The sequence below is a fragment of the Paenibacillus sp. ICGEB2008 genome, assembly GCF_000307675.1.
GTDB lineage: Bacteria > Bacillota > Bacilli > Paenibacillales > Paenibacillaceae > Paenibacillus > Paenibacillus polymyxa.
The window spans coordinates 289,614-313,912 of sequence record NZ_AMQU01000007.1 but is presented as its reverse complement, the minus strand read 5'-3'; the positions used below and the strand labels follow the sequence as shown (position 1 = coordinate 313,912).

14 protein-coding genes are annotated in these 24,299 nt (G+C 46.4%); 3 read left to right on the top strand and 11 right to left on the bottom strand.

The annotated features are described in order from the left end of the window. Positions 1-33: 33 nt before the first annotated feature. From C400_RS0106195 to C400_RS0106155, 9 genes are all read right to left on the bottom strand, one after another. Positions 34-690 (bottom strand): TetR/AcrR family transcriptional regulator, encoded by a 657-nt coding sequence (locus tag C400_RS0106195; protein WP_017426351.1) that lies wholly within the window; start codon positions 688-690, stop codon positions 34-36. Next, positions 683-1,882 (bottom strand): MFS transporter, encoded by a 1,200-nt coding sequence (locus C400_RS0106190; protein ID WP_017426350.1) that lies wholly within the window; start codon positions 1,880-1,882, stop codon positions 683-685. Before C400_RS0106190 ends, C400_RS0106195 begins: the two co-directional genes overlap by 8 nt. A 339-nt stretch (positions 1,883-2,221) precedes the next feature. Beyond that, positions 2,222-4,060 (bottom strand): ABC transporter ATP-binding protein, encoded by a 1,839-nt coding sequence (locus C400_RS0106185; protein ID WP_017426349.1) that lies wholly within the window; start codon positions 4,058-4,060, stop codon positions 2,222-2,224. After that, positions 4,041-5,777, bottom strand: coding sequence for an ABC transporter ATP-binding protein (locus tag C400_RS0106180; RefSeq protein WP_017426348.1), 1,737 nt, complete (start codon positions 5,775-5,777; stop codon positions 4,041-4,043). Before C400_RS0106180 ends, C400_RS0106185 begins: the two co-directional genes overlap by 20 nt. A 233-nt stretch (positions 5,778-6,010) precedes the next feature. After that, positions 6,011-9,268: a GH32 C-terminal domain-containing protein gene (locus C400_RS0106175; protein WP_038978142.1), complete on the bottom strand. Its 3,258-nt coding sequence runs from the start codon at positions 9,266-9,268 to the stop codon at positions 6,011-6,013. A 40-nt stretch (positions 9,269-9,308) separates the two neighbouring features. Next, positions 9,309-10,766 (bottom strand): glycoside hydrolase family 32 protein, encoded by a 1,458-nt coding sequence (locus C400_RS0106170; RefSeq protein WP_026065383.1) that lies wholly within the window; start codon positions 10,764-10,766, stop codon positions 9,309-9,311. A 26-nt stretch (positions 10,767-10,792) separates the two neighbouring features. After that, the gene (locus C400_RS0106165; RefSeq protein ID WP_017426345.1) at positions 10,793-12,382 is read right to left on the bottom strand and encodes an ABC transporter substrate-binding protein; all 1,590 of its coding nucleotides are present in this window, start codon (positions 12,380-12,382) and stop codon (positions 10,793-10,795) included. A gap of 63 nt (positions 12,383-12,445) precedes the next feature. Further along, the gene (locus tag C400_RS0106160; protein WP_013369666.1) at positions 12,446-13,327 is read right to left on the bottom strand and encodes a carbohydrate ABC transporter permease; all 882 of its coding nucleotides are present in this window, start codon (positions 13,325-13,327) and stop codon (positions 12,446-12,448) included. Positions 13,328-13,342: 15 nt separating this feature from the next. Further along, positions 13,343-14,305: an ABC transporter permease gene (locus C400_RS0106155; RefSeq protein WP_016821412.1), complete on the bottom strand. Its 963-nt coding sequence runs from the start codon at positions 14,303-14,305 to the stop codon at positions 13,343-13,345. A 513-nt stretch (positions 14,306-14,818) separates the two neighbouring features. On the opposite strand from C400_RS0106155, the gene C400_RS0106150 reads away from it, so the two are divergent. Then, a complete protein-coding gene (locus C400_RS0106150; RefSeq protein WP_017426344.1) occupies positions 14,819-15,865 on the top strand; it encodes a substrate-binding domain-containing protein in 1,047 nt (348 codons plus the stop codon). Between the two features lie 332 nt (positions 15,866-16,197). Here C400_RS0106150 and C400_RS0106145 read toward each other — a convergent pair whose 3' ends face one another. Next, entirely contained in the window at positions 16,198-18,729 is a 2,532-nt protein-coding gene (locus tag C400_RS0106145) for a rhamnogalacturonan lyase (protein WP_017426343.1), read from the bottom strand. 368 nt (positions 18,730-19,097) lie between these two features. Here C400_RS0106145 and C400_RS0106140 point away from each other — a divergent pair, with 368 nt between their 5' ends. Both C400_RS0106140 and C400_RS0106135 read left to right on the top strand, forming a co-directional pair. Further along, the gene (locus C400_RS0106140) at positions 19,098-19,682 is read left to right on the top strand and encodes an RNA polymerase sigma factor (RefSeq protein WP_017426342.1); all 585 of its coding nucleotides are present in this window, start codon (positions 19,098-19,100) and stop codon (positions 19,680-19,682) included. Further along, positions 19,654-20,856, top strand: a complete 1,203-nt coding sequence (locus C400_RS0106135; RefSeq protein ID WP_017426341.1) for a DUF4179 domain-containing protein — start codon at positions 19,654-19,656, stop codon at positions 20,854-20,856. Before C400_RS0106140 ends, C400_RS0106135 begins: the two co-directional genes overlap by 29 nt. A 159-nt stretch (positions 20,857-21,015) precedes the next feature. On the opposite strand, the gene C400_RS0106130 is transcribed toward C400_RS0106135, so the two are convergent. Next, entirely contained in the window at positions 21,016-24,297 is a 3,282-nt protein-coding gene (locus C400_RS0106130; protein ID WP_017426340.1) for a DUF5704 domain-containing protein, read from the bottom strand. Positions 24,298-24,299: the final 2 nt, after the last annotated feature.

The window sequence follows — 24,299 nt, the reverse complement described above, 5'->3', positions numbered from 1 at the left end:
CTGAGCCTTGTTGTTCTATGGCGTCCACCTGTCTTAAATAGAGGATTCATCACTTTCTGAACTTAGATACTGAACCAGCATCCCTACAAATCGGTTAGCAATGTTTATATCCTGAATTTTGTTATTCGATTCGTCATTGGAAGTTAGACTCATTTTCTGGAGTAAACCCATCATAGAGGTAAAGACAAAATGAGCAGTCTGTAAAGGTTCAGCATCCGACTTTAAGGATCCATCTTGGATTCCAGCTTCCAGAGCATCTATCAGGAAATGTCGTTCCTTTCCTTGGTTAACAAAATGTTTATATCGTTCTTTGAGTTCTTCATTTGAATCATAACCTTCGTAATGCAGGTCGAATAACAGAATAAACTTGATATATTCCGGGTGTCGCCCCGCATAATCAATCCATGCATCAAGCATCGAAGTAAGCATCTGCTTACCATTCATTTCGGCTGTAGGTGCTCTTCTAACAAATTCAGTCATGCTCTCAAGGATCTCCATTTGGACCTCAAAAACTATTTCATTCATGGACTGAAAATGCTTATAGAATGTAACCCGACTCACACCAGCCACATGGCATACATCCTTAATATTCACTTTGAGAAAGCTCTGCTTCATAAAAAGTTCCTTCGCAGCCGCAATGAGTTCTTCCCGATTTTTGTTTTTCAAGTTCTGGTGCCAGTTCTCAGTCATTAGCAACCATCCGTTTCTCATTTTTTGATGTTTGAAAGGTTAAGAAAAGGGCAGATGCAAGGATAAGTGCACCAAAAATATAAGGAATATGAATGTGTTTGTCAAACAACAAACCCGCTAAAATAGGCCCCAATATACTGCCTAGGCTGGTATACGTCGTATTCAGTCCGGCGGCATATCCTTGACGATCTCCAGCCGAGTTGGCAATCATTGTACTTACTGTGGGCCTTAAGAAGGCATTAAAAGCAAAGAACAGAGCCGATACCACCAGCAGATAACCTAAATTGATCTTAATAAGCATGAACAGTAAAGCAATGGCTGTCATGATCAAAGAGAGGCGTATAAGCTTCATCTCGCCAAGTCTCTTGATGAGGTAATCAAGCAGCCATACCTGCACCACGATGCCTATTATGGCACCAACCGTAATGATCATTGAGATTTTAGTGGCATCAAAACCGTATTTTTGTTCCACAAAAAGAGCATACACCGTTTCGTAATTCATCAAGCCTAATGTCATGATCAATATAAGGAGAAGATAACGAAAATAGGACGTTCGAAATGAATTCAGAATTTGCTTTCGAATCGGCTCCCTACGGACCCGTTGGCCAACGGGTTTTCGTTGTTCCTTGGGCAGTGTCTCTGGCATATACAAGCTAAGCAGAGTTGCTACAAGTCCAAGTCCACCAGCAAAAAAATAAGGCACCCTAATGCCCAACTCAGCGATCATACCGCCTAACCCCGGACCAAGCACCATCCCCAAATTCATGGAAGCACCCAAGTACCCCATTCCTTTAGCGCGAGTTTCAGGAGTGGTAATATCAGCGACATAGGCCATATTGGAAGGAACCATTAATCCAATACCTATCCCTCCAATAAACCGAGCAATATATAGAAGGGGCAATGTCGTAGATACAGCAAACATGAGATCCGAAATGACGGTTAAAAACAGACCGGTGATGATCATTGATTTACGCCCGTATCTATCCGATAGCTGTCCACCTAGAGGTGAAAAAATAAACTGTGCTGCTCCAAAAGCGGCAATAAGATACCCCGCAGCAGCTCCCGCCGCATTAAATTGTTTCAAATATTCAGGCAGAATGGGAATCACCATGCCTTGACCCAATAAAGCAATAAACAGATTCAGCATCAAAATGAAAAGCGGAAATGTAGCAGACTTAGGTAAGCTGCTCATGTTTGTAACCCCCTCCAATGGTTTACATTTTGTAATCCTTTACTATGTGTAAACCATATTAGTTGAATTAGGGGGCTTTGTAAATAAAAATACACACCTAGTTGAGCCAAGCTAATATGGCATCTAATGCTGTGATTCCATCGTAAAGCATGATGGCGACCTTCATCATGACATCTCTCCTTTGATATGGCCTTTTATTCTTGCACTCCAATACTAACGTACATATACGGGGTATGGGTATATTTTAATGTTGCGTTTCCATACAAAAGACATACTTAAAAAGGCCACCCCACGGTAGCCCATTTTAAGTATGCCTGTAAATCTGTTGATCAAGCCAGCTTATGAGCTTTGTTTTCTCAACTGACCATAATATAAATTACTGTAAAAGCCTTTGTGAGCCAGCAACTCCTCATGAGAACCTTGCTCCTCCAAACGACCGTCCTTTAAGACCAAAATCCGGTCAGCCTGACGAATGGTATTCAACCGATGTGCAATGACGAAACTTGTTCGCCCCTGCATGAGCCGTTCCAGTCCTTCTTGAATTTTCATCTCGGTGATGGTGTCAATGCTGCTGGTCGCCTCGTCGAGTACCAGAATGGAAGGGTTGGCCAAAATCGCACGAGCAATCGCCAGCAACTGCTTTTGCCCTTGACTGATGCCGCTACCGTTCGCTTCCAGCACCTTGTCGTACCCGTCCTTCATCCGCATGATAAAGGAGTGGGCGTTGGCCAGTTTCGATGCTTGTTCAACCTCCTCATCAGTGGCATCCAGCCTGCCGAAGCGGATATTTTCACGAATGGTCCCCTGAAACAGGAAGGTGTCCTGTAGCACAAACGCCATACGGGAGCGCAAGCTTTCACGCTCTATGGTCGTAATGTCACGCCCGTCCAGCGTAATCGTTCCCTTGTCTGGGCTATAGAATCTGGAAAGGAGCTGGATCAGTGTCGTTTTTCCTGCCCCGGTCGGACCGACGAGCGCGATCATTTCACCAGGTTTAGCTTCAAAAGAGATGGCTTCCAGCGTAGCGTTTCCCTCATCATAACCGAAGAAAACATCCGTAAACTGTACAGCTCCCTCCACATGCTTCACCTTTACTGCGCCGCGTTCATCCTTGGACTCTTCGTCTTCGTCCAATATTTCAAATACGCGCTCAGCTCCGGCAATGGCGGACAACAGTGTATTCCACTGGTTAGCCAAATCGTTCAGCGGTCTAGTGAACTGACGAGCATATTCTACAAATACGATAATCGTCCCTATCGTAATCGAGCCGCGAATGGCTAAAATCCCGCCGATCCCTGCTACAATAGCAAAGCTGAGATTATTCAGTCCGTTCATCAGCTTGGGGATAAAGCCTGAAATCGTTTGTGCCCAGAAACCCGACAGCCGAATACGGTCATTACGCTCACGAAAACCACGGATGACTCTCTTCTCCTGTGAAAATGCCTTGATAATCTGCTGACCGGACAGGGTTTCTTCAATGTATCCGTTCAGTTCGCCCAAGTTCTTCTGCCGTTCCTTATATAAAGGCCCGGTGCGGCGTGTAATCCAGCGCATCCCGGCTGCCATTAATGGCACCACGATAAAGGTTAGCAGGGTCATCAGCGGGCTTAACCACAGCATCACAGTAAGTGTACCGATTAGCGTCAATATGCTCGAAAAAATCTGAATGGCCGAGCTGTTCAGCGTAGAACTGACATTTTCGATATCATTGGTCAGACGACTCATGATCTCTCCCTGCTGACGTTTGCCGTAGAAAGGAATGGGGAGTCGATGCAAATGTGAAAACAGATCGAAACGCATGCGGTACACCGTCTCTTGGGCAATCTCGATCATCCAGATATTTTGCAGCCAGGAGGTCAGCGAGTTCAGCAGATATACAGCCCCTAATCCGACGAGAAAATAAATCCACGTGCGTCCACCCGGCCCTTCGAGAAAATCATCCACCGCTACACCGACCAGATATGGAGCCAGCAGCGACAGCCCGGAGCTGAGCAACACCATGAACAGGACCAGCATTAGCTTGGCCTTACGACGGGCCAGATAAGCCCATATTCGCCCTACCGTGCCAGACCAGTTCTTCGCTTTGGCCTTGCGTCGTCCTTCAGCGCCAGCCGGGTTTCGCAGCACACCGGATTCCGGCGTAGGCTGACGGAACGGTTCAATGAGTTCCTTGAGCATGCGACTCCTCCTTTCCGTATTGTGATTCATAGATACGTCGATACAGTTCTGAGCTATTCATGAGATGTTCATGGTCTCCACTAGCTATCAGGCGCCCTTCATCCAGCAGTAATATCTGATCTGCTGATGCAGTTGAACTGATCTTCTGCGTGATGAGAAATGTCGTACAGGACAGGCCGTCGAGTGCATTCAATAATGCTGTTTCCGTCCCCACATCCAGCGCACTTGTGCTGTCGTCCAGAATCAGCACTGCCGGCTGGCGCACCAGTGCGCGGGCAATCGACAGCCGCTGCTTCTGTCCGCCGGACAGATTAACACCACGCTGTCCGAGCATGGTGTCATAGCCTTGTGGCAAGCGTTCAATCATAGGATGGATTTGTGCCATGCGCGCGGCTTCCTGAATCTGCTCCAGACTGGCATGCTCCAGCCCCCAGGCAATATTATCCCGAATCGAGCCGGTAAATAGCAGCACCTCTTGGGGGACATAGCCAATCGCCTCACGTAGTATGGAGCCATCCATTTGACGAGCGTCCTTTCCGTCAAAGCGTACATGACCTGCATCTTCTTCATATAGACGTGTAATCAACTGTACAAGTGAGGATTTGCCCGAACCAGTAGCTCCCATAATAGCGATTCGCTCACCCGGTCGTGCCTTAAAGGATATGTCCTTTAATACAGCCAAATCACTGCCCGGATAATGAAAGCTCACCCGATCCATTTCCACCTGTCCCTCAATCCGTGTATCCTGTGTTGGAACACCCTTCAGCTCTCTCCCCTCTTCATTAGGTGTTTCCAAAACCTCACGAATCCGCCCTGTAGATGCAGTAGCCCGGGAAAATACCACAACGATACCGGATAAAGCAGACAAAGCTCCAATCGTCCGCAGGGAATAATTAACGACTGCAACCACCTGTCCTACACTGGCATCTCCAGTGGAAATTTGACCGCGCCCAAACCAAAGTACTGCAATAATCCCTGCATTCATCGTAAACAAAATGAACGGCATCGTCGTTTCTGTCCAGCGTAGAGCGGACACCGTCCCTTTCATCAATTCACTTCCGTAATGCGCAAAACGTTCAATTTCATGTCGCATCCGTACAAAAACCCGGATAAGCCGAATGCCTGTCAGATTCTCCTGAATTACTCCATTAACGTCATCCAAGCGTCGCTGGACACTTTTAAACAAAGTGACAGTCCTCCGCATCATTACCAGCACAAATACGAACAGCACTGGGGCCATAACCGCCAGTAGCAGCCCAAGCCTAAAATGGACAACCAGAGCCATCACAATACTGCCGATCACCACCAGCGGAACTCGTGTCATAAATCGCAGGCTCATAAACACCGTATCTTGTACTTGCGTAACATCTCCCGTCAGGCGCGTAATCAGCGACGAAGTAGCAAACCGTTTGAACACCGGATAAGAAAAGGATTGCACCTTTTGATATAGCTTTTCCCGCACATCATAGCCAAAACCCTGACTTGCATGTGAAGCAAAAAAGGAGCTGGATATCCCTGCCATAAAAGCGATAACGGCACTGCCCACCAGTACACCGCCCCATAACCAGACGACGGGCAAATCCTGCTGTCGAATGCCCTCATCTATGATTTTGGAGATCAAATACGGCTGCGATAACTCTACCGTCAATTCCAGCAACATCATCACGAGCGCCGCGATAGCTGGAACCCGATATTTTCTTAGAAAAGTGAACATCATCCTCACAAGCATTCCTCCAATGGCCCATAGCCGTCCTTCCAGATCAGCATCTAATGGTTGTATGAATCCAAATCTGCTGTAACACCATGTATACGCACTTGATATAGCACTATATTTTATTATACCCCCCTGAAGGTTTTCGTTTAACCAGCAAATTGCAGGCTCCGGCTAAAAAAGACGCAAAAAAGAGAGCTCGTAAAATACAGCTCTCCTTCTGACATAAGAAATTCATATCACATTTTCTCGATCCTTACATGTTGGTAAAAAGCCTGCCCTCCAAATACATTGATACCAAAATGCCCTTCGGCAAATGTATCATCTTCCAAGTCCATTACCTGTTCGTTATCAATCTCTATACGAAGGCGTAATCCCTCTGCTTGGATTTTAATATGATAGGTTACTCCCGGCAGTACAAATCTTGGAACCTTGGCCAGCACTTGCTGCTCCTCAAATCGCCCCTCTTTTTTATAAAAAAGACGAATGGATTTCATGTTCGGGTCCAAATTCAAATAATAGCCACTCGCCCCGTCAGCATTGGCACGAAAAATCATGGACCCAGCGCTCCCATTTCCATACAGCTTCATATCAGCCTCATACGTAAAATCTTTCGCCTGCTCAGAAGCCATATAATTCGCATCGCTAATATAGCTTCCGCGCATACCATCCGTCGTCACCATCCAGCGGGATGCGGAGACATCCGGCACCCAACCTGAAAGGTTGGTATAAAACATCCCGCCATGCACAGTGACAGAGGTACTTGCTCTTACCGTATCTCCTGGGATGGAGGCTGTAACAACGGCTTCTCCAAGGGAAAGTGCCTCAACGATCGCGCTACCCTCATTTGACACGATCACCTTGACGACTGCCGGATGGCTGGATTCCCAATTCAGCAAATGTCCTTTTCTCCCGGAATGGTCCTCCACACTCGCATACAGACGTTTGGACTGTCCTTCCGCAAGCTCCAGCTGAGTGTAATCCATCATCAGTCTGATGGGTGAAGCCTCTGTAACCCTCCAGCTATTGCGTAGCGCATACACTCGAAGAGAAACAACTTTTACTTCACCACCTTGGGTATAGAAGCTCATCCCTCTACGCGCCGAATCTGGAAAAATGAGATCAGAAAATACGACTTCCCCATGATTACCAAACACCTCAACTGAGGATTCGTCCACAAATATACGCATTTGAATCCGATTCCCGACGGGTGCCAGTGATGCTTCATGAAACGTTGAAAACAGGGGAGAGAAATCGGCAAGCCCTGAATCAGCACGGTTTACAAACATCTGTTGTACATCTGTTTTATAGCCGACTGCAGTTCTTTGCTCACCGCCTTCCCGTACGTAAAATCCAAAAGTCGATGCCATCCCAACGGAAGGGAATTCGAACTCTGCTTCAATCTCATAGGCCCCCGCATTCAAGCCTTCCAGTATATTCGGAGAAGATTCCGTGATACTCTCATGGTCTAGTGAAAATAAATGGGAACGTAGCGAAGTCAGTTCGGATATCGGATGCTGTATTAAGCGGATGCCTTCATGGGTTGTTTTTAGCGATAACTCTCTTGGGATGCTGAACTGCCCCTTCCAGGGTGAAGTTGGGAAGCTGAACGGGTAGTCCCAATTCGTCATCCATGCCAGCATGATACGCCGCCCGCCGAGTACATTGGAGAAGGACATCGAGGCATAGAATTCCTTGCCCCAATCGGTTTTCAACACCTTCCCCGGCGGAAGATCATTTTGAAATTTGCCATCAGATGTCAGTTCACCGATAAAATATTCCGCATCCGAGCCTTGAGTGTTCGTGCTGGCTCCAGTACTAATCATTAGCACCCATTTAGAGGTGTTGCTCTTGTCTACCGCGAGCGGGAATAGATCCGGGCACTCCCATACCCCACCCCGTATATAATCGCCATAGCCAAAATTATCCGTCCAGCTCCAATCTAATAGGTTGGCGGAGGTAAAGAAGCGGATATGGTCACCTCCCGACACGACCATAATCCAGCGCTGATGCGCTTCATCCCATACCACTTTCGGATCACGAAAATCCCAGTTGCCAGGATCGTTTTCATTTTGGCCCGGATTCTCAATTACAATTGAATTGTTTTCGGGGTATTGCCATGTCCGTCCCCGGTCTGTGCTGTAAGCAAGGCCAATTCTCTGGTTTCCCTTGGGTTGATCGGGATTATAGGAGGTGTAATATGCAATCAGCCCTTTTCCGCCATAGTCGCTGAACAAGCCGGAAGTATTGGTGAGATCAGCTACAGCCGAGCCAGACCAGATATGGCCCAAATCATTCCACTTTAATGCCAAGGGAAGCCTTTTCCAATCCAGCAAATCCAGACTGACCGCATGTGCCCATTGTCCACCATCCTGATGAAACAGGTGATATTCTCCCTCGAAATATACTAATCCGTTCGGATCGCTGGCCGAGCCTCTGACAGGGGAATAATGATACTGCGGGCGATATTTTTCTGTATAGTAATTCGAGACGGAGGTAAGGTAGATATCCTGAAAATAAGCCGTACCCCCAGTTGCCTTCATACCTATAAAACCACTGGAGTAACTGTTATCCACGATGTCAATCGCCGCAGGTGTGTAGCCATCTACAAACACGCAAATCCGCTCTCCGTGTGTAATGATTTCCAGACTGTGTTTACTGCCCGATGTATCCGGATACGTCATCGCCGAGCTTGTAATCAAAGTTCCGTTCGCTTTTCTCAGATGTATCCGGATCTGATGATTCTCTCCTTGCACAGAAGCAATATAGCCCTCTGTTCCCACCTGATTCCCTCTGAAAAATAGTCCTGCTTCCATTCCCGGTTGGGAAGGGTTCAGCGTCACACTGCCTTCCAGCACCAGGTCAGCAGCTGCGGTATCGTATATTTTGAGCGCACCTTCCATACTTGTTTCCTCGGCCCTCTGCCCTTTGAGGTCAGGTTGCCATTTTCCACGGTTCAAGAGCGGTTCACCTATATTCGTATCCATATCACTGACTTGAATGTTCTGAAATAATGCCGCCCCATTCCAGACATTCAGTCCCAAATATCCTGATGCATACGTCGTATCGACCACATCTATAATCGGGCGATATCCTTCATCCCAGTACACTTTAAGCTGCGAGCCTTCTACCTTTACCTTGAGATGATAAATATCTCCTTTTTGTAATTCTACTGGCCGTTCCTCTTTGAGTCTTTCGATATCCCCGGTAGCATCGCGTAACCGTAATAATCCGGCAGCTGGCACGATTTGAAGCATATAGGAAGACCATCCATCCTCACTGGAACGGAATACTAGGGTAGCGTCTGCCTGTATGTCTGTGACCATCACATCCGCTTCAAAAGTAAAATCCTGCGATGTAGTTCCAGACATAGCCATCACATTTTCCTGTGGCTCTGACCTCAACAAAAGTCCCTGGATGTTATTTTCTATGTGTCCCTGCCCTTTAATCTGCCAGTTCGTCAAATTCGTGCGCGTGTTTGTGAGCTCTATTCTCATCGCCAATTCCCTACCCTCCAGTACGGATTACGAAGAAAATTCATTTCAGCGCATAAAGCTCCAGTGAAAATACAGTTACCTGCTCTTCCGCTGAGAATATTTCAAGACCCTTAGCTTCTGCATCAGGAAATATTAAATCGGTAATGGCTACCTGTCCGCGATCGAAAAACACTTCGATAGACGAGCGATCTACATAGATACGGATGTCCATGCGATCCGGTAAGATTGTTAATGAGGTCCCATGTTTGCCTGCAAAGTCTTCATGAAAATCCGAGCGACCTGACTGTGTCCGGTCCACGTATACTTCCTGCGTGGCGGAAGTATACCCGACGAGTGTCTCTTGTCCATCCGCTACCCGCACTTTAAAGCCAAAGTCTCCAGTGGTTGCAAATTCAGCCACAAGTTCGTAGCAATCCAGCTGCAAGGAAGACAATGCGTTCCGCACTTCCTCCCAAGATGGTTCTGTGAGTGACAGGACAGGGGCTCTTAATCCCTCCAGTTCCCGAACAGGGCGCTGAACAAGCGCAACTGTGCCCTTTCTCGTTTCCAGTGCGAGTTCTCGCGGAATGGACATGGCACCTCTCCAGCGCTCCGTCGGTGTCTGATTGGCATATCTCCAGTTGCTCATCCAGCCCATAAACAGGCGTCGTCCGTCCTCTGCCGGGATATCCGACCAACACACACCTGCGTAGTTATCTCTGCCATAATCGAGCCAGCGGACTTTTTCACTTTCCGCATCTGCCACAAATGTCGTCCCATCAAATTCACCCGTAAAATACTGTGTTCTAGACCCTTCCCGAATCCCCGGGGTATCGCCAATGCTTACGAGCATAACCCACTTCACCTGTTCGCGTTTCTCATCAACATATAGCGGAAATAAATCCGGGCATTCCCACACCGCATCATGACTACCAATACCGTGTCCAAATTCACTGGCAAAAGTCCATTCCTTCAGATTCGGAGAATGATAGATTCGAATCGTCTGACCGCAGGCCAGCACCATCACCCACTGCTCTGTAGACTTATGCCAAAACACTTTCGGGTCCCGAAAATCAACGCAGTGCTCATCCTCCAGTACCGGGTTGCCCGCATATTTAATCCAGCTTTCACCTGAATCTGTACTATAGGCGAGGCTCTGGTATTGGCGTATCTGATCCGTGTTTGGAAGCGAATAATGATGAGTGAAAATAGCTACCAAACCCGGCTTGCCTTCAAAAAAACCGGACGTATCCCGCTCATCCACCACGGCGCTCCCGGAAAAAATCGTCCCTAGACCATCCGGCTCCAAAGCAATCGGCTGCTCCTCCCAGTTCACCAAGTCAGTACTGACCGCATGCCCCCAATGCATAGGACCCCACGTTGTGCCGAATGGATGATGCTGATAAAACAAATGATAACGTCCTTCAAAATAAACCATTCCGTTCGGATCATTCATCCATCCGTTTTTCGGTGAAAAGTGATAGGATGGGCGGTATTTCTCTTGCCTAACAACGTTCATATACTCCATCTCCCTCAAAAAAAGAATCATTTACTTGCGCTTCTGTCATAGCCCGCTTGCTTAATTTGCAACCATTCCTGTAATCCCAGACTGTTCAGCTCCTGCAAATATTCCGGCCACTCCTCTTCGACCTTACCGTTCTGGTACCATTCCGTACGTTTACGGAGAACATAGGCGAATAGATCGGTTTCAATGGTCGATAATCGATCCAGCTCATCGATAGAGAAAAATACTTTAGGATAATTATGATCCGCTTGCATATGGGGAACCATCACCTTTTTGAGCAACCCCAATCGCCATGTCGCATCTTCTGGCTGGGTTGTGTATTTTCCGTAGTATTCATCCAATACAGCTAACGGACCGCCGATGTTCGTCTTTTGTCTGATTTCCACCGGAGCCGAGCCTTCCAGCGGCAGATGCTTCAACATTCCCTTTGCCGCATCATACTCAAAAATATTTTTCTGCTTGGTATCCCCGTAAGTTCCCCAATTGTTCTGTATGGATTGGATCGGATCATACAGCTGGTCAATCCACTTGGCAGTCGCCTCCAGCTTCTTATTAGCACTGGTGATCACCATGCGCCCGCGATCGAAGCCGATGCCATTCGTCCGTGTAACATTCACATGTCCATCCGGTCCAGCCAGCGGCGGCATGAGATCGTATTTTTTATTCGGGCCTGTAATATTGGCCTTATCCCATGTAAAGTACAGACCATAGCGGTGATCCTTCCCTTTGGCCAGATAGGTGTTCCAATCCTGCTGGGAAGACTCTATGTCCACCAGCTCTTCCTTATATAAATCATGGATATATTTGACGGCTTCCTTATATCCGTTATCCGCTGCTGTAAAAACGACTTTCCCATCGTTCGTCACTACTGTATGATCCCAGTTCTCTCCCAGCCCAAAGGCCCCGTATAAAAAGGCCAAATCCTCGCCGCCAGGCTTATCTATAAACGATAATGGAATCTCATCCGCCTGCCCGTTGCCGTTGGGGTCCTTTGTTTTAAAGGCAATTAGGACCTGCTTCAGCTCTTCGGTCGTTGTTGGCATGGACAAGCCCAGCTTGTTCAGCCACTCCACATTAATCCACGGCAAATCATCCACGGACTGGATCGCTTCTTTTCCTGTTCCCAATTCTTCAATCCACGGAAAGGAATAAATATGTCCATCCGGCGCAGTCAACATAGCTTTATATTCCGGTGATTGCTCCAATACCTTTTTAAAATTCGGCATATGCTGTTCAATCAAATCCTCCACTGGAATAATGACACCGTCTTTGGCTAGCTTGAGCAAGTCATAATCCGAGTAACCCGCGTCAAACACTGCATCCGGCAAATCGCCGCTGGCAATGGCCAGATTCCTTTTTTCTACAAACTGGTCACTGGTAAAGTTTTTCCAACGAATATGAATACCCGTTTTTTCTTCCAGCCGTTTGTTAATCAGCTTGTCGTTCGGATCTGCCGGAGCAAGTGGTGAGCTTTGAGTTAAAAAGTTGAGTGTCACTTTTCCATTCACATCTGTTGCATCGCTCTCATTAGAAGAATTGCTGCTGCCGCAGCCGGAAAGAACTAAGATCGCCGCCAGTGCGGCAAATGAGGCAGTTTTGACTGTTTTCATCTGGATGACCTCCATCGGATAAAGGTAAAATACACGTGTAGCAAATGAAGTGTGCGGCATCTTTTATTTTAAGGAGCCGACCATAACGCCCTTTTCAAAATACTTTTGGAAAAAAGGATACATCACAAGTAGTGGAAGACTGGAGATGACAATCGATGAATATTTAATCATTTCCGAAAGACGCTTCAGTTCCGCCATTGCTAATTGATCACTAATCATGCCAGGCATCGTCTGATTTTGGATCAAGATGGATCTCAGCACCAATTGAAGCGGATGCAGCTGTGCATTATCCAGATAAATCATGGCATCAAAATAAGAATTCCACTGACCGACAAAGGCATATAGCGCAATGACAAAGATAATGGGTTTGGATAGCGGCAGGACAATTCTAAAAAATATCGTCCAGTCTGAGGCTCCGTCCACGTTGGCGGCCTCTTTTAATTCATTAGGTACACCTTTAAAGAACGTTCGTGCCAGAATCAGATCCCACACATTGATTGCACCGGGAAGAAGAATAGCCCATACGGTATCCAGCATCCCTAAATTTTTGACCAACAAATAGGTTGGAATCAGACCTCCACTGAAAAACATGGTGATGATAAACAATGTCATAAAGAAATTCCGCCCTACCAAGCTGTTCACCGATAAGGCATAGCCAGCGCAAATCGAAACCGTCACAGAGATCAAGGCAAAGCATGAAGAATAGAACACCGAATTGGCAAACCCACGGAGCATCGCCGGGTTGGACAAAATTTTCCGATATCCCTCCACACTCCAATCCGAAATACGGAAGGATAGCCCTTTGCTTAACAAAACGGTCGGGTCCATAAACGAAGCAATCACGATATAACCCAAGGGAACTACAATAATCAAAACAGCTAAAGTGAGCACAATGTAATTCACACCTAGGATGAAGCGGTCCAGATTGGAATGTTTGACATGCATAAAGAGGCTCCTTTCCTAATAAAGCCCTTCTCCCTCATTGAGCTTCTTGACGATAAAGTTAACGGTCAGCAGCAAAACCACATTAATCACCGAATTAAACAGCCCGACCGCCGCAGAATAAGCATAATTGCCGGATTGCAAGCCGACTTTATACACATAGGTAGGAATAATTTCAGAAGTAGGCAAATTCATGGATGTCTGCATAAGATACGCTTTCTCAAACCCAATCGACATAATTCCTCCTGCTGCCAAGATAAAAACAATCGCCATAATCGGTTTAATCGTCGGCAAATCAATATGCCATATGCGCTGAAGCAGGTTGGCTCCGTCCAGACTTGCTGCATTATGCAGCTCAGGATCAACATTAGCGAGCGCAGCTACATAAATGATTGAAGACCACCCCGCCCCCTGCCAAATTCCAGACAGGATATAAATCCAGCGAAAATATTCAGGCTCTGTCATAAAGATCACAGGGTTGCCGGTCACCGATGCAATGATTTGATTCAAAGGTCCGGTCGGAGACAAGAAAATAAACAACATACCCACAATGACAACAACTGAAATAAAATTAGGGGCGTACAACACAAGCTGGATATTCTTTTTCAATCCCGCCTTGCGGATTTGATTCAGCATGACCGCTAACAGGATTGGTACAGGAAACCCGAGTACAAGTCCATAGAAGCTCAGTTTCAGCGTATTAAAGAAGATATCTGTAAAATTGGGTGATTCTAAAAATTTAGTGAAGTACTTTAGTCCAACCCAGTCACTTCCCCATATCCCTTTAAGCGGGCTAAAATCCTTGAATGCAATAATGGCCCCATACATCGGAACATACTTAAAAAGAATCGTAAGAATCAGTGCAGGCGCCAGCAGTACGTAAAGAAAATAGTTTTTGCGAATATAGTCTAGCTTGCTGCGAATGGACCTTTGCTCCCCCAGTGCGGCATGTCTCTGAGCTGCCTTAGCCAAGTTTGCCATTTGCGTTCCCCCCATCTGTAATAACCGTCTGTACAAGACAACTGAAAAGGCTTACATTTTTCATCTTCAATTTACCAAATCAAATTATCATTCGTCAATAACTTTTGTAAAATATTTTATTTACATTTGACCAAAATATTATTGTCATTCTGAGCTTTTGTAACAAAAACAAAAATAATCATCCCCTATGATCCAAATCTGAAAGTTCCCCATTAACAATGATCGCTTCACTTATTCGACCCTAATGTACCCTCTCTGTTTCAATGAGCATTTTTTTTATCCAGCTTATACAAATTTGAATTTCAGTTCATTTTTCGATCTGATAAAGATAAATACAGGCTATTAAATAAACTTTACAAATGTAAAAATATTTTATACATTTGTAATCTCAACATTGCTATTTTATGCGAACTATTATACATTTAGGATACATTTTAGGTTTGAACGGAAAGCTGGCAGAGGCAACTGTACCTCTCAGGCAATCCATTTATTAAGTGAAGGTGGAACCTGTCTATGAAGAAAGAAAAAGTCACCATTCAAGACATTGCTGACGCTTTGGGAATCTCCCGAAACACCGCATCCAAAGCCATTAACGGTAGTGAGAGCATCCCGGTTGATACTCGGAACAAGGTCATAAAAAAAGCGATCGAGCTCAAATATAAGCAATTTGCCTATGTGGAAACAGACAGCATCATCCCTAAGAACCAAGGTAACATTGCTCTGTTCACATGCAATCTGCCGAACAGCTCGCATTTTGGCTCCTTTCTAATCAGTGGGCTGGAAAAAAGAATAAGTGCAGAAGGTTATAATTTGTCGATTCATATTGTGCGGGAAAACGAAATCCAAGCGGGAACACTGCCTAATAATTTTGAAGCCTCTAAGGTTGACGGAATCATTTGTATTGAAATGTTCGATCCACAGTATAGTGAGCTCGTTACGAGTTTGGGACTGCCTACAATCTTTATTGATTGCTCGGTGGACATTTTTTGTCCTGATTTGAAAGCGGATTTATTGTTGATGGAAAACGAACATAGCGTTTATTCTGTTACCAAAAGCCTGATTGATCGTGGATTTACGCGGATCGGTTTTGTTGGGGATTATAAACATTGCAAAAGCTTCAACGAGCGGTGGGTTGGATATAACCGTGCTTTAATCGAAGCAGGCCAAAGTGTGGATTTATCTTGCTGCATCGTTGATCAGGACCGAAATTTTTTCTCCGAATCGGATTGGATGGATAAACAATTAGAGGGCATGAGCGTGCTTCCATCTGCGTTCGTGTGCGCCAATGATTTTATCGCCGTCAGTGTCATGAAAGCGCTCAAAAACAAAAACTTGAAAATTCCCGAAGATATTGCTGTGTTTGGGTTTGATAACGCTCCTGAATCCCGGATTGTAGAGCCTCATTTATCCACCGTGCATATCTACAACAACGAGATGGGGATTACGGCGGCTGAGATGCTATTGGCGCGAGTCAAAGATCCTTCCAGGCCTTATCAGATTACGCATATCAGAACTGAGCCGATATTTAGAGAATCGACTCCTTTACAAATAGAAAAGTAAAAGAGGGGGTCTGGCGACGCTCCGCGAACGGAACGTTGCTCCAATCGCTGTTGTATCCGGATTTTATTGAATAGCTTTGTGGTAAAAATCCGGATACAAAGGCGACCGCTGACGCTTTTTCGCAATCGTTCCGTTCTCTCCGCTACTTTCAGCAAATTTGCTATTTTAGAGATGTTCTAAAACCAGAAACACCAACCATGGATAGAATCGTCTAAACTCTTAAACTTTAAGAATACAAAATGGCAAGCCTCTGATGATTTAGAGGCTTGCCATTTTACTAAGTCTATTAACTAATGGATGGGGTGCTACAGTTTTAGTCTCCGGCTAATCGTTTATAGATCCTCTGCTGGAACTACAGGAACTACTGGGGCTGCTGGCTCTTCCTCTATTTTCTTCGCTTCTGCCTCCGCTCCATCAACTTTCGTTTCATCGATGCTCGTTTCTTCAACTTTCATTTCATCGACTTCTTTTTCATCTACCTCCGTTGCATCTACCTCATCCGCTTCGTCACTGCTCTCTTCATTCATCAAGGCTCTTGGTGTATAGAGCTTGGGAATCGGCACGTTCGCCCAATTCATATCGGATGCAAAGTAAAAGCTCGTGTAGGACGGCTGGTTATAGCCGGTATTTTGACGCGCCACATCCGCACGATACTGCGGGTCATGCATCAACGTGTACAATTTATGCGTTGTAGGCTCGGTGCTCAAATAGATACGAATCGCAGAGCTATCCGCTGTACGGACAAGCATTTCCTCGCGCCAATCTCCGAAAATGTCAGCTACCAACGATGGCGTTCCCTTGGTATAATTGTTCGTTTTGGTACCTGATGCGGTGAGTAATGTGCCTCGTTTCCAATCTTCAATGGTTGGGGTTACATCGATCGCCCCGTTCACGATTTGTGTGGTCATATCAGCCGCCCATTTGATACTCATATTGGTACCCGGCATCTTGGTATCCAATTGTTTGCCCGCAGCGGTCCACAAGCCTATGGCCCAAGTCTCCAGTCCTCGCTGATCCGGGTCTATGTCACCGACCATCCCCCGACCTGTATCCTTACCGGAATACCCACCGTAGATGACTTCACCCGTTTTGGCATCCCGCAGCGAATAACCATAAGGGGCATAGGTGCCGCCTTCATGCACCATAAAGATTTCTTTTCCTGGCCGATCAGGGTCAATATCGGTCACATGCAGCGCGTCACCGTGTCCCAATCTGGCGGTTTGGCCCGGAATTGCGCTTTCAGGAGGCATAACATCAAATGAACTGTACAACAGGCTGCCATCATGGTCGATCGTGGCGGAGCCATATACAATTTCGTCTTTGCCGTCTCCATCCACGTCTGCGGCACTCAGCGAATGCGCTCCTTGTGTAGTCAAGGTGCCGAATTTCGGGTCCGTTCCATCCCGTCCGTGCGGACTATCATTAAACGGATTGGTCATCGGTGCCCAGCCACTGTCCACCATCCAATGTTTTTGGAGATGGCGACCATCCCACGTATAAGTGACCAAGGTGGAACGCGTATAATAGCCGCGTGCAAATACGGCGTATGGTTTGCGTCCATCCAGATATGCTACTCCTGCCAGAAAACGATCCACACGGTTAGCAGGTTCAATCCGGGCCATAGCGTAGTCTCCCCACATAAGTCCATCATCATGGCGCTCTGGCTCATAGCGAATCGTCTCCAGCTCGGTACCTGTTTTTCCTTTGAAAATGGTCAAATACTCTGGTCCATCCACAATGAAGCCTTCAAATTCTCTCAGCTTGTTTTTGTCACTCCGCGCAGGAGCATACACATCCATAAAGTAATCGGTCAGGCTTTCCGCATCCTTGCGGGATAACGGGTAGTTATACTTTGGAGCAATACCAAAGCATTCCTCCAGCGTAGCAGGCCACTGCCCCTTCACCACTTCTTCATGCTTCGTCCAGTTCATGAACATATTCACTACATGCTCATAATAATCCGTACGACTCAAACGATAATCGTCCTTATGTGTAATTCCAGCTTTGCGATCCTCACGGGGCAGGGTAATATATTTTTCTTTTTTAGGCTTGCCCTTCTTGTCAAAAGTAATCGTTTTGGTCCCCGGAGCCGTCTTGAACAACAGCTCGGCTTTGCCATCGCCGTCAAAGTCATACACCATCATTTGTGTATAATGGGCACCTGAGCGAATATTCACACCGAGATCAATCCGATACAGCAGCTTGCCCTCGAACGTATACGCATCGACATACGTATTTCCGGTATAACCCTTCTGAGATACATCTTTGGAGTTGGATGGGTCCCATTTTACAAAAAATTCATATTGTCCGTCTCCGTCCACATCCCCCACACTCATATCGTTGGCCGAATAAGTATAGGATTCACCTGCGGGTGTTACGCTATCAGCAGGCTTTTGCAGAGGAAGCTCATAATAACCCTGCTGCCATGGCTTCACTTTGGCACTGCGATCCTTTTCTTTCCCTTTAACGACTGAAGCGACCCTGTACACCGCATTTCCGGTTCCTTCCTTATCCAGATAATTGGTGCTGTCCGTCACCGTCGCGATTTTCTTGCCATCACGGTATACGTTAAAGTCTACTCCTGTCAGCCCTGTTGAACTGTAGCCATTCACTTCCTGGGCCAATAACCGCCAGCTTAAAAATACACCCTCTTGCGTCGCCGCAGCTACCAGACCGCGATCCAGCTTTTCCAGCTGAATGCTGCCACTACGGTTTTGTTCTACTGCGATTGCTGATTCTGCCTGCAGCGTGGGTTCGGATAAGTCTTCCGCAGCCACTCCTCCAGTCGTGCCCGTCATCGCCAGCATTGCTGCCAACGCGGCGGTCAAGGTTCCCTTTTGCCATGCGCCTTTCCTTTGAGCCATCCAATTCGTCCTCCTCAATTGTATTGTGATGACAAGCAAATACAGAAAATGATTGCGCTTACATAATTTAAATTTCCTTATTATTATAGTTTTGCTGTTCCCCCAAACGCGTTTAAATATCCGAGTATTTCTCTACACAAATCCGTGTTGTTATCCGTTTCTATTGAAATGACCCCATTAGCCCGTTTAAAACGTTCCATTTTGTGAGTCGACCATGTTAGTTGAAGTGAGAATATCCGAATATCATAAAATGATAAAATGAACGAGCTGTGATCAAACATACATACCTATCAAGGTTCCACAAAAATGATGTCACAAAATGACCCGTTGCGATTGTTATATAGACATAAATACAAGGAGGTGAGCTCTTGCAGGCAACCATCCCCGGGGATACACAGGACAAATACAGCCAGATTGAGCTGGCCATAGAACGTATCAAGGCTGGTGAACAGCAGGCTTATGAAATCATTATTCGGCAATTCGAGCGTCAGATGTACACCTACTGCTTTTATATTTTGAAGAATCATGAAGCCACAGAGGACGCGGTTCAGGACATTTTTATCAGAGCTTATGAGCATCTTCATCAATACAGCAGACAGACCAGCTTCTCGGCATGGCTATACAAGATAGCCTATCATCACTTAATGAATATCAAAAGGAAACACAGCCGCTGGCTCAAACTGGTTCAGCAGGTCAAGGAACAAGAGTCCATCGCCCAAGTATCACCTTATATAAGTGTGATTGAAGAGCTGCTGACTTATCTTACCCCAGAAGAACGTCATATTCTGCTACTGAAGGCTGTCGAGCAATACAGCTTTGAGGAAATTAGCAGCATCATGGGCTTAAAGTCGGCAACCATCCGCAAAAAATATGAGCGGCTTCGGCGCAAGCTGCTGGACCACAGAAGCAAAGGAGGACTTGTTAATGGACAAACATCTAACACCACCTTATGAGCGTGAAATGGACCCGTTGGAAAATTGGATCCATGAATCTGTCATGCCCAGAGGCAGTATGAGTGATCAAATTATGAAGGAGATTGAAAATAGAGCCATACAAAGAAAGACGACGAACCCAAAGTTTGCAAAACGGGCTGTCCTGGCGGCATCCGTAGTTGGCATATTAGGGGCAGGAGTGGTAGGCGCCGGGTTTGTATCACCCACGATGGCGGCCACACTCAAGCAAATTCCCGGAATTGGCAGTATTTTTTATGGATTGAGCTCGGATGAAATTCAGACTGCTGTAGATAAGGGCATTCTCAGTCATCCTAATGAAAGTGTGACGCATGACGGAATTACGCTGACATTAAGCGATGTTCTGTATGACGGTACACGCCTGTCCTTTTCCATTGAGCGTCAAGGCGAGAATATGCCGGAAGGCTCTATAAGTCCTTATGTACCTATGGATGCTGAAAGTAGTGGTAATGATGAATGGTTAAAAGCCCATCAAGTGCCCGAGAAGGATCAGCCTAAGGGCTACTTTAAGCATCCAGAAGTACAGATTAATGGAAAAAAGGTTGACTCTCAACAATTCATATACGGTGATGATCCGCATAAAAAGAATTCCGTCGTGGGGGAATTCATGCAGTTGGGCTCTTTGCCGGACGAGTTTGTGTTGACGGTTAAAACTTCGATGACAGGTATCAACGAGCCCTATGAATTCAAAGTTCCGGTGAAAATCGACAACACCATGATTGTGGTCCAACCGAATGAGACGAAGACCAGCAATAACTTCAGCTATACCGTGAAGGAGCTGAAATCCACCTCAACAACGACTCGTCTAGTGCTGGACAGTACAGGTGAAGTGCCTGCTTCTCAGGAGCAGACGGGAGAGTATGCGCCAACGATGATGTATTACGATATTGCAGATGATCAGGGCAACATTCTAGAGCAGCGCAAATTCGGTTATTTCCACAGCAAGCCTAAGATAAAATATCATGTGGATGAGCTGTACGATGCTCTCAAGCCGAATACGAAATACGTAACGATTAAGCCGTTCACTTTGACCGTCAAGCCTACCGACTGGAGCATTGTGGGACAAGTGAATGACAAGGTTGGCAACGAAGTGAAGAAAGGCGACAAAACGTATATCAAAGAACTGGAAATGAAAATCCCTGTGCCAGCCCAATAACATCAATGCAAGAGTAAGCAAGCCTGGATGAGAATCCAGGCTTGCTTATTTGGCTCGCTTTACATTAACCCGTCCCTTCTCCTGCTTATTCAACTGTTTTTTACTGGTTATACAAGCAAAGGATAAGTTTAGGTTATCTTTAATTTGTATATTTCCCAATTAGTGAGGGACAAATGAACGAAAATCATCCCGGCTGGACTGGTCTGCATGATAAAACACGACATCTCCATCCTGTAAATGAAAGGTGTGTCCGTACGGGTCCTTTATCTCTCTACGATATCCCTCCAGTTGCCATTGGTTCAAAAGCGGGCCATTAATATATTGCAAATGTGGATGCTTGGTGTCCCCCTGACGGAGTGATTCCAAATTAAAGTGAACCACTATAAAGCCTGTCTTCTTGAATATATCTGTATGCTCGTTTAGCTCCTGACGGTGACTGACCTCGTGCAAATCCGTCCCTTTGGTAACGGCGTACACATCAGCAGGCAGACTATACTCGCCATACCAGCGCTGAATCGCCGCATTCGCACGATCGGCATCAACCCCCTCCGGCAGGTCCGTCTTTGGACCGATCAAGGTACGCACAGCAGCAGGCAGTACTAGCCAGTCGTAGCGTCCAACCCAGGTCTTGCTGCGTGTAATACGCTGGACATACAGCGCCACATAATGTTCCAGCATTAACTGACTTCGCTCTGCTTCACTCAGTCCATGTTGATATTGGTAGGCTGCTGTATCCTGCATTTCCTCCATAGGGACATTGCGTAGCCGTTCATTCAAAATAACATATCGCTTTTCCCGGTCCTCTGCCGATCCTACACGGATAAATTTTCGGCTACCTGCATGTGTATACAAATCCACCTCTTCCCGCTGTCGCCCATCTTTGCTCACCCAATAAAATGAAGGGGTAATGCGAATTCCATCCTGTGCGCCGAACATATTGCCTTTGGTTTTGAGGTCAAACTTGAAATGGTAGCCTGTCTTGACCGCCACATTTGCGTAACCTTCATGTGGGTGACTACCTGGGCGAACAGGCAATGTGAAGGGCTGCGTGTTCCCTCTGGGCAACCCGTCAATATTGCCAAGCCCTGTCCAATAGGACAGGCCGCTATGCATTGGGCTTCCTTTTTGCTGCCGAAATACTCGCTCCCAATGGTAATCAGCAATATCCGTGATATGAAAATCATACATCCGTCCGATGACTTCAATATTCACCACATCATTGGCAACATGATGGGCGATATCCGTGTTAGCATGGCGCTGTTCGGTAAATACATCCGGTGCATTTTCGGCAATGGTGCGGAACTCAACTGTATAATTCCCCTCATCGACCCATACGGGTAAATAAAAGTCTGTGTCCAACTGCAGCACCGGAATGTCGATCCAGGTACCTCGCGGATAAAAATGCGTCTTTCCTTGGTCGTACACATCGAACGGAAAGCGCACCTGCTTGGTTCGTACATATTTGGCATACTCCCGATCACCATAGCCGGGAATATTCAAATGCGGACCTGCTGTTGAAATCGTCACTCGAAAAGGACGCTCCAAAATAAGTGCCGATCGCCCCTTCGTAGGTTGGGTTTTCTGATTATGAGCAGCATCATCCGATACTTTAGACAGATTCACTATGGGAGTGTGGACAGTCACCGTATTGACTCCCTGTATCGGCAACGTTTTATCCGCACCTCCATTGATATTTCCTTTGAGAATAGCGTAAATGATGTCACCACTGCTGGGCGTGTTGGGCTTATTGATCTTATGCTTATCAATCACATGATTCGGACTGTACAGCACATCGGCCCCAATCGCTCCGGAAGAGGGAATCACACCTGGTTTAGGGCCATTTACCTTGACGCGCTCTGGATTCATAATGATCTTGTTTTCAAAGGTCAAAGTATCGTTCTCCACTTCGATTTCCTTAACTACCTCCTCTGCCTTAGATTTCAGTACACTGCGATCATCAGGCACACTGGGCTTGCTGCTGCCGCCATTTTTGCTGCGACTACCTCCGTCCACTGTGCCTGGTGCAGGGGGCGGATAAAAGTTACCCTGGGTCGCCGCAATATAAGAAGGGGGAGTATAGGATTGCGGACGCAGGGTGATTGCTTCATTGGGTAACGCATAGTTTCGGAGTGTAGCCTCCTTGATGCCATATACCTCCAAATTGTCTATCTTCCAATAGGAGTACGGACGGACGATTTGGTAAGTATAAGTTCGCTTCACAGTCTCATTCCGCCGAGACTTTTTCTTAGGCCGCCAGGTCAACCGATATTCCCGTTTTACGTTCACCGTATATGTACACTGACCCGTCATGTTCACAAACTTATGTTGAAAAAGGTATCTCTTGGCTTGTACATGACCGTACAGGCTTTCAGAGGTAGGAATACCTTTGGATACGTCAAATCGTTCCCGACCACGCTGGTCCGCTTTGATCACGGCAGATACTACTGGGTCCAGTTCGGCGGTTTCCAGGCGCAACCCTGGAACGGGACGGGAGCAGACAACACCTTTCGTTGGCTGTTCATGATCTTGACAATCTGAGGGCGCTCCCTCTCGGCTTTCTCCAGGCTTAGGACAGCCCTGAGCTTCTTTGTAATACAAGTAAGCGGTAAACTGCTCAAAAGAACCGTCATAAGTAAATCCAGGCACAATTCCCGGCAAAATATCTCCGCTTGGCGGTTTACCTGTCGTGCTTTTCTTGTAACCCACATACTCATATTTCGGGTTGGTCGGCGGGGTGAAATCATACGGTTGATTAGGTTTTAGCTCATCTTCTATTGGTGTAAATACGTTGTTAAGTGACTTTCCGTCAGTTGTAAAATGCTTGACGATGAGCGCGCTCTCTAGTTCGATTTTGAATAGAATGGGCTGGTAGATGCGCCAAGCTTCTACTTCTTTGGCACAGGTAGGACAGCTCTCTTCTTTTATATTTTCTGCTTGAACTTCTGGATTCAACCTTATGTTTACTGTAATCGGAATAATCGTGGTATCCGTACCAAGCCCCTGTTTCTGGAAAGGACGAACATCCTTATCATAATCTGTGCCTTTACTCATCGAGTAGGCATATTGTTCGTAGTTATCAGAACGGGATTCTCTAAAGTATTCTGGGTGATTCTCATTGTCTTTTTTTGTATACAGGCTTGCTGTAACTGCCTTGATTTTACGACCCGGAAAACTAAATTTATAGGTGAATGTGGCTTCACCCTGCATGTTCTTATAAGGTTCCTTACCGCCGTCTGTAACCCATTTACCCGCGGTATTCTTCCACATATCGAAGTACATCATGCCGACAAAGTAACGGTCATTCTTGTCTGCAAAGTAGGACAACGGTGTAATTTCCGTATCGGCTACTGCCTTATTTGTGAGGAAAGAAAAAGGTGGGAACTGCAACAGTAGCAGTACCCCCACCAGCAATACGGCCAGAATGCGTTGCGCCTTCTTCATGC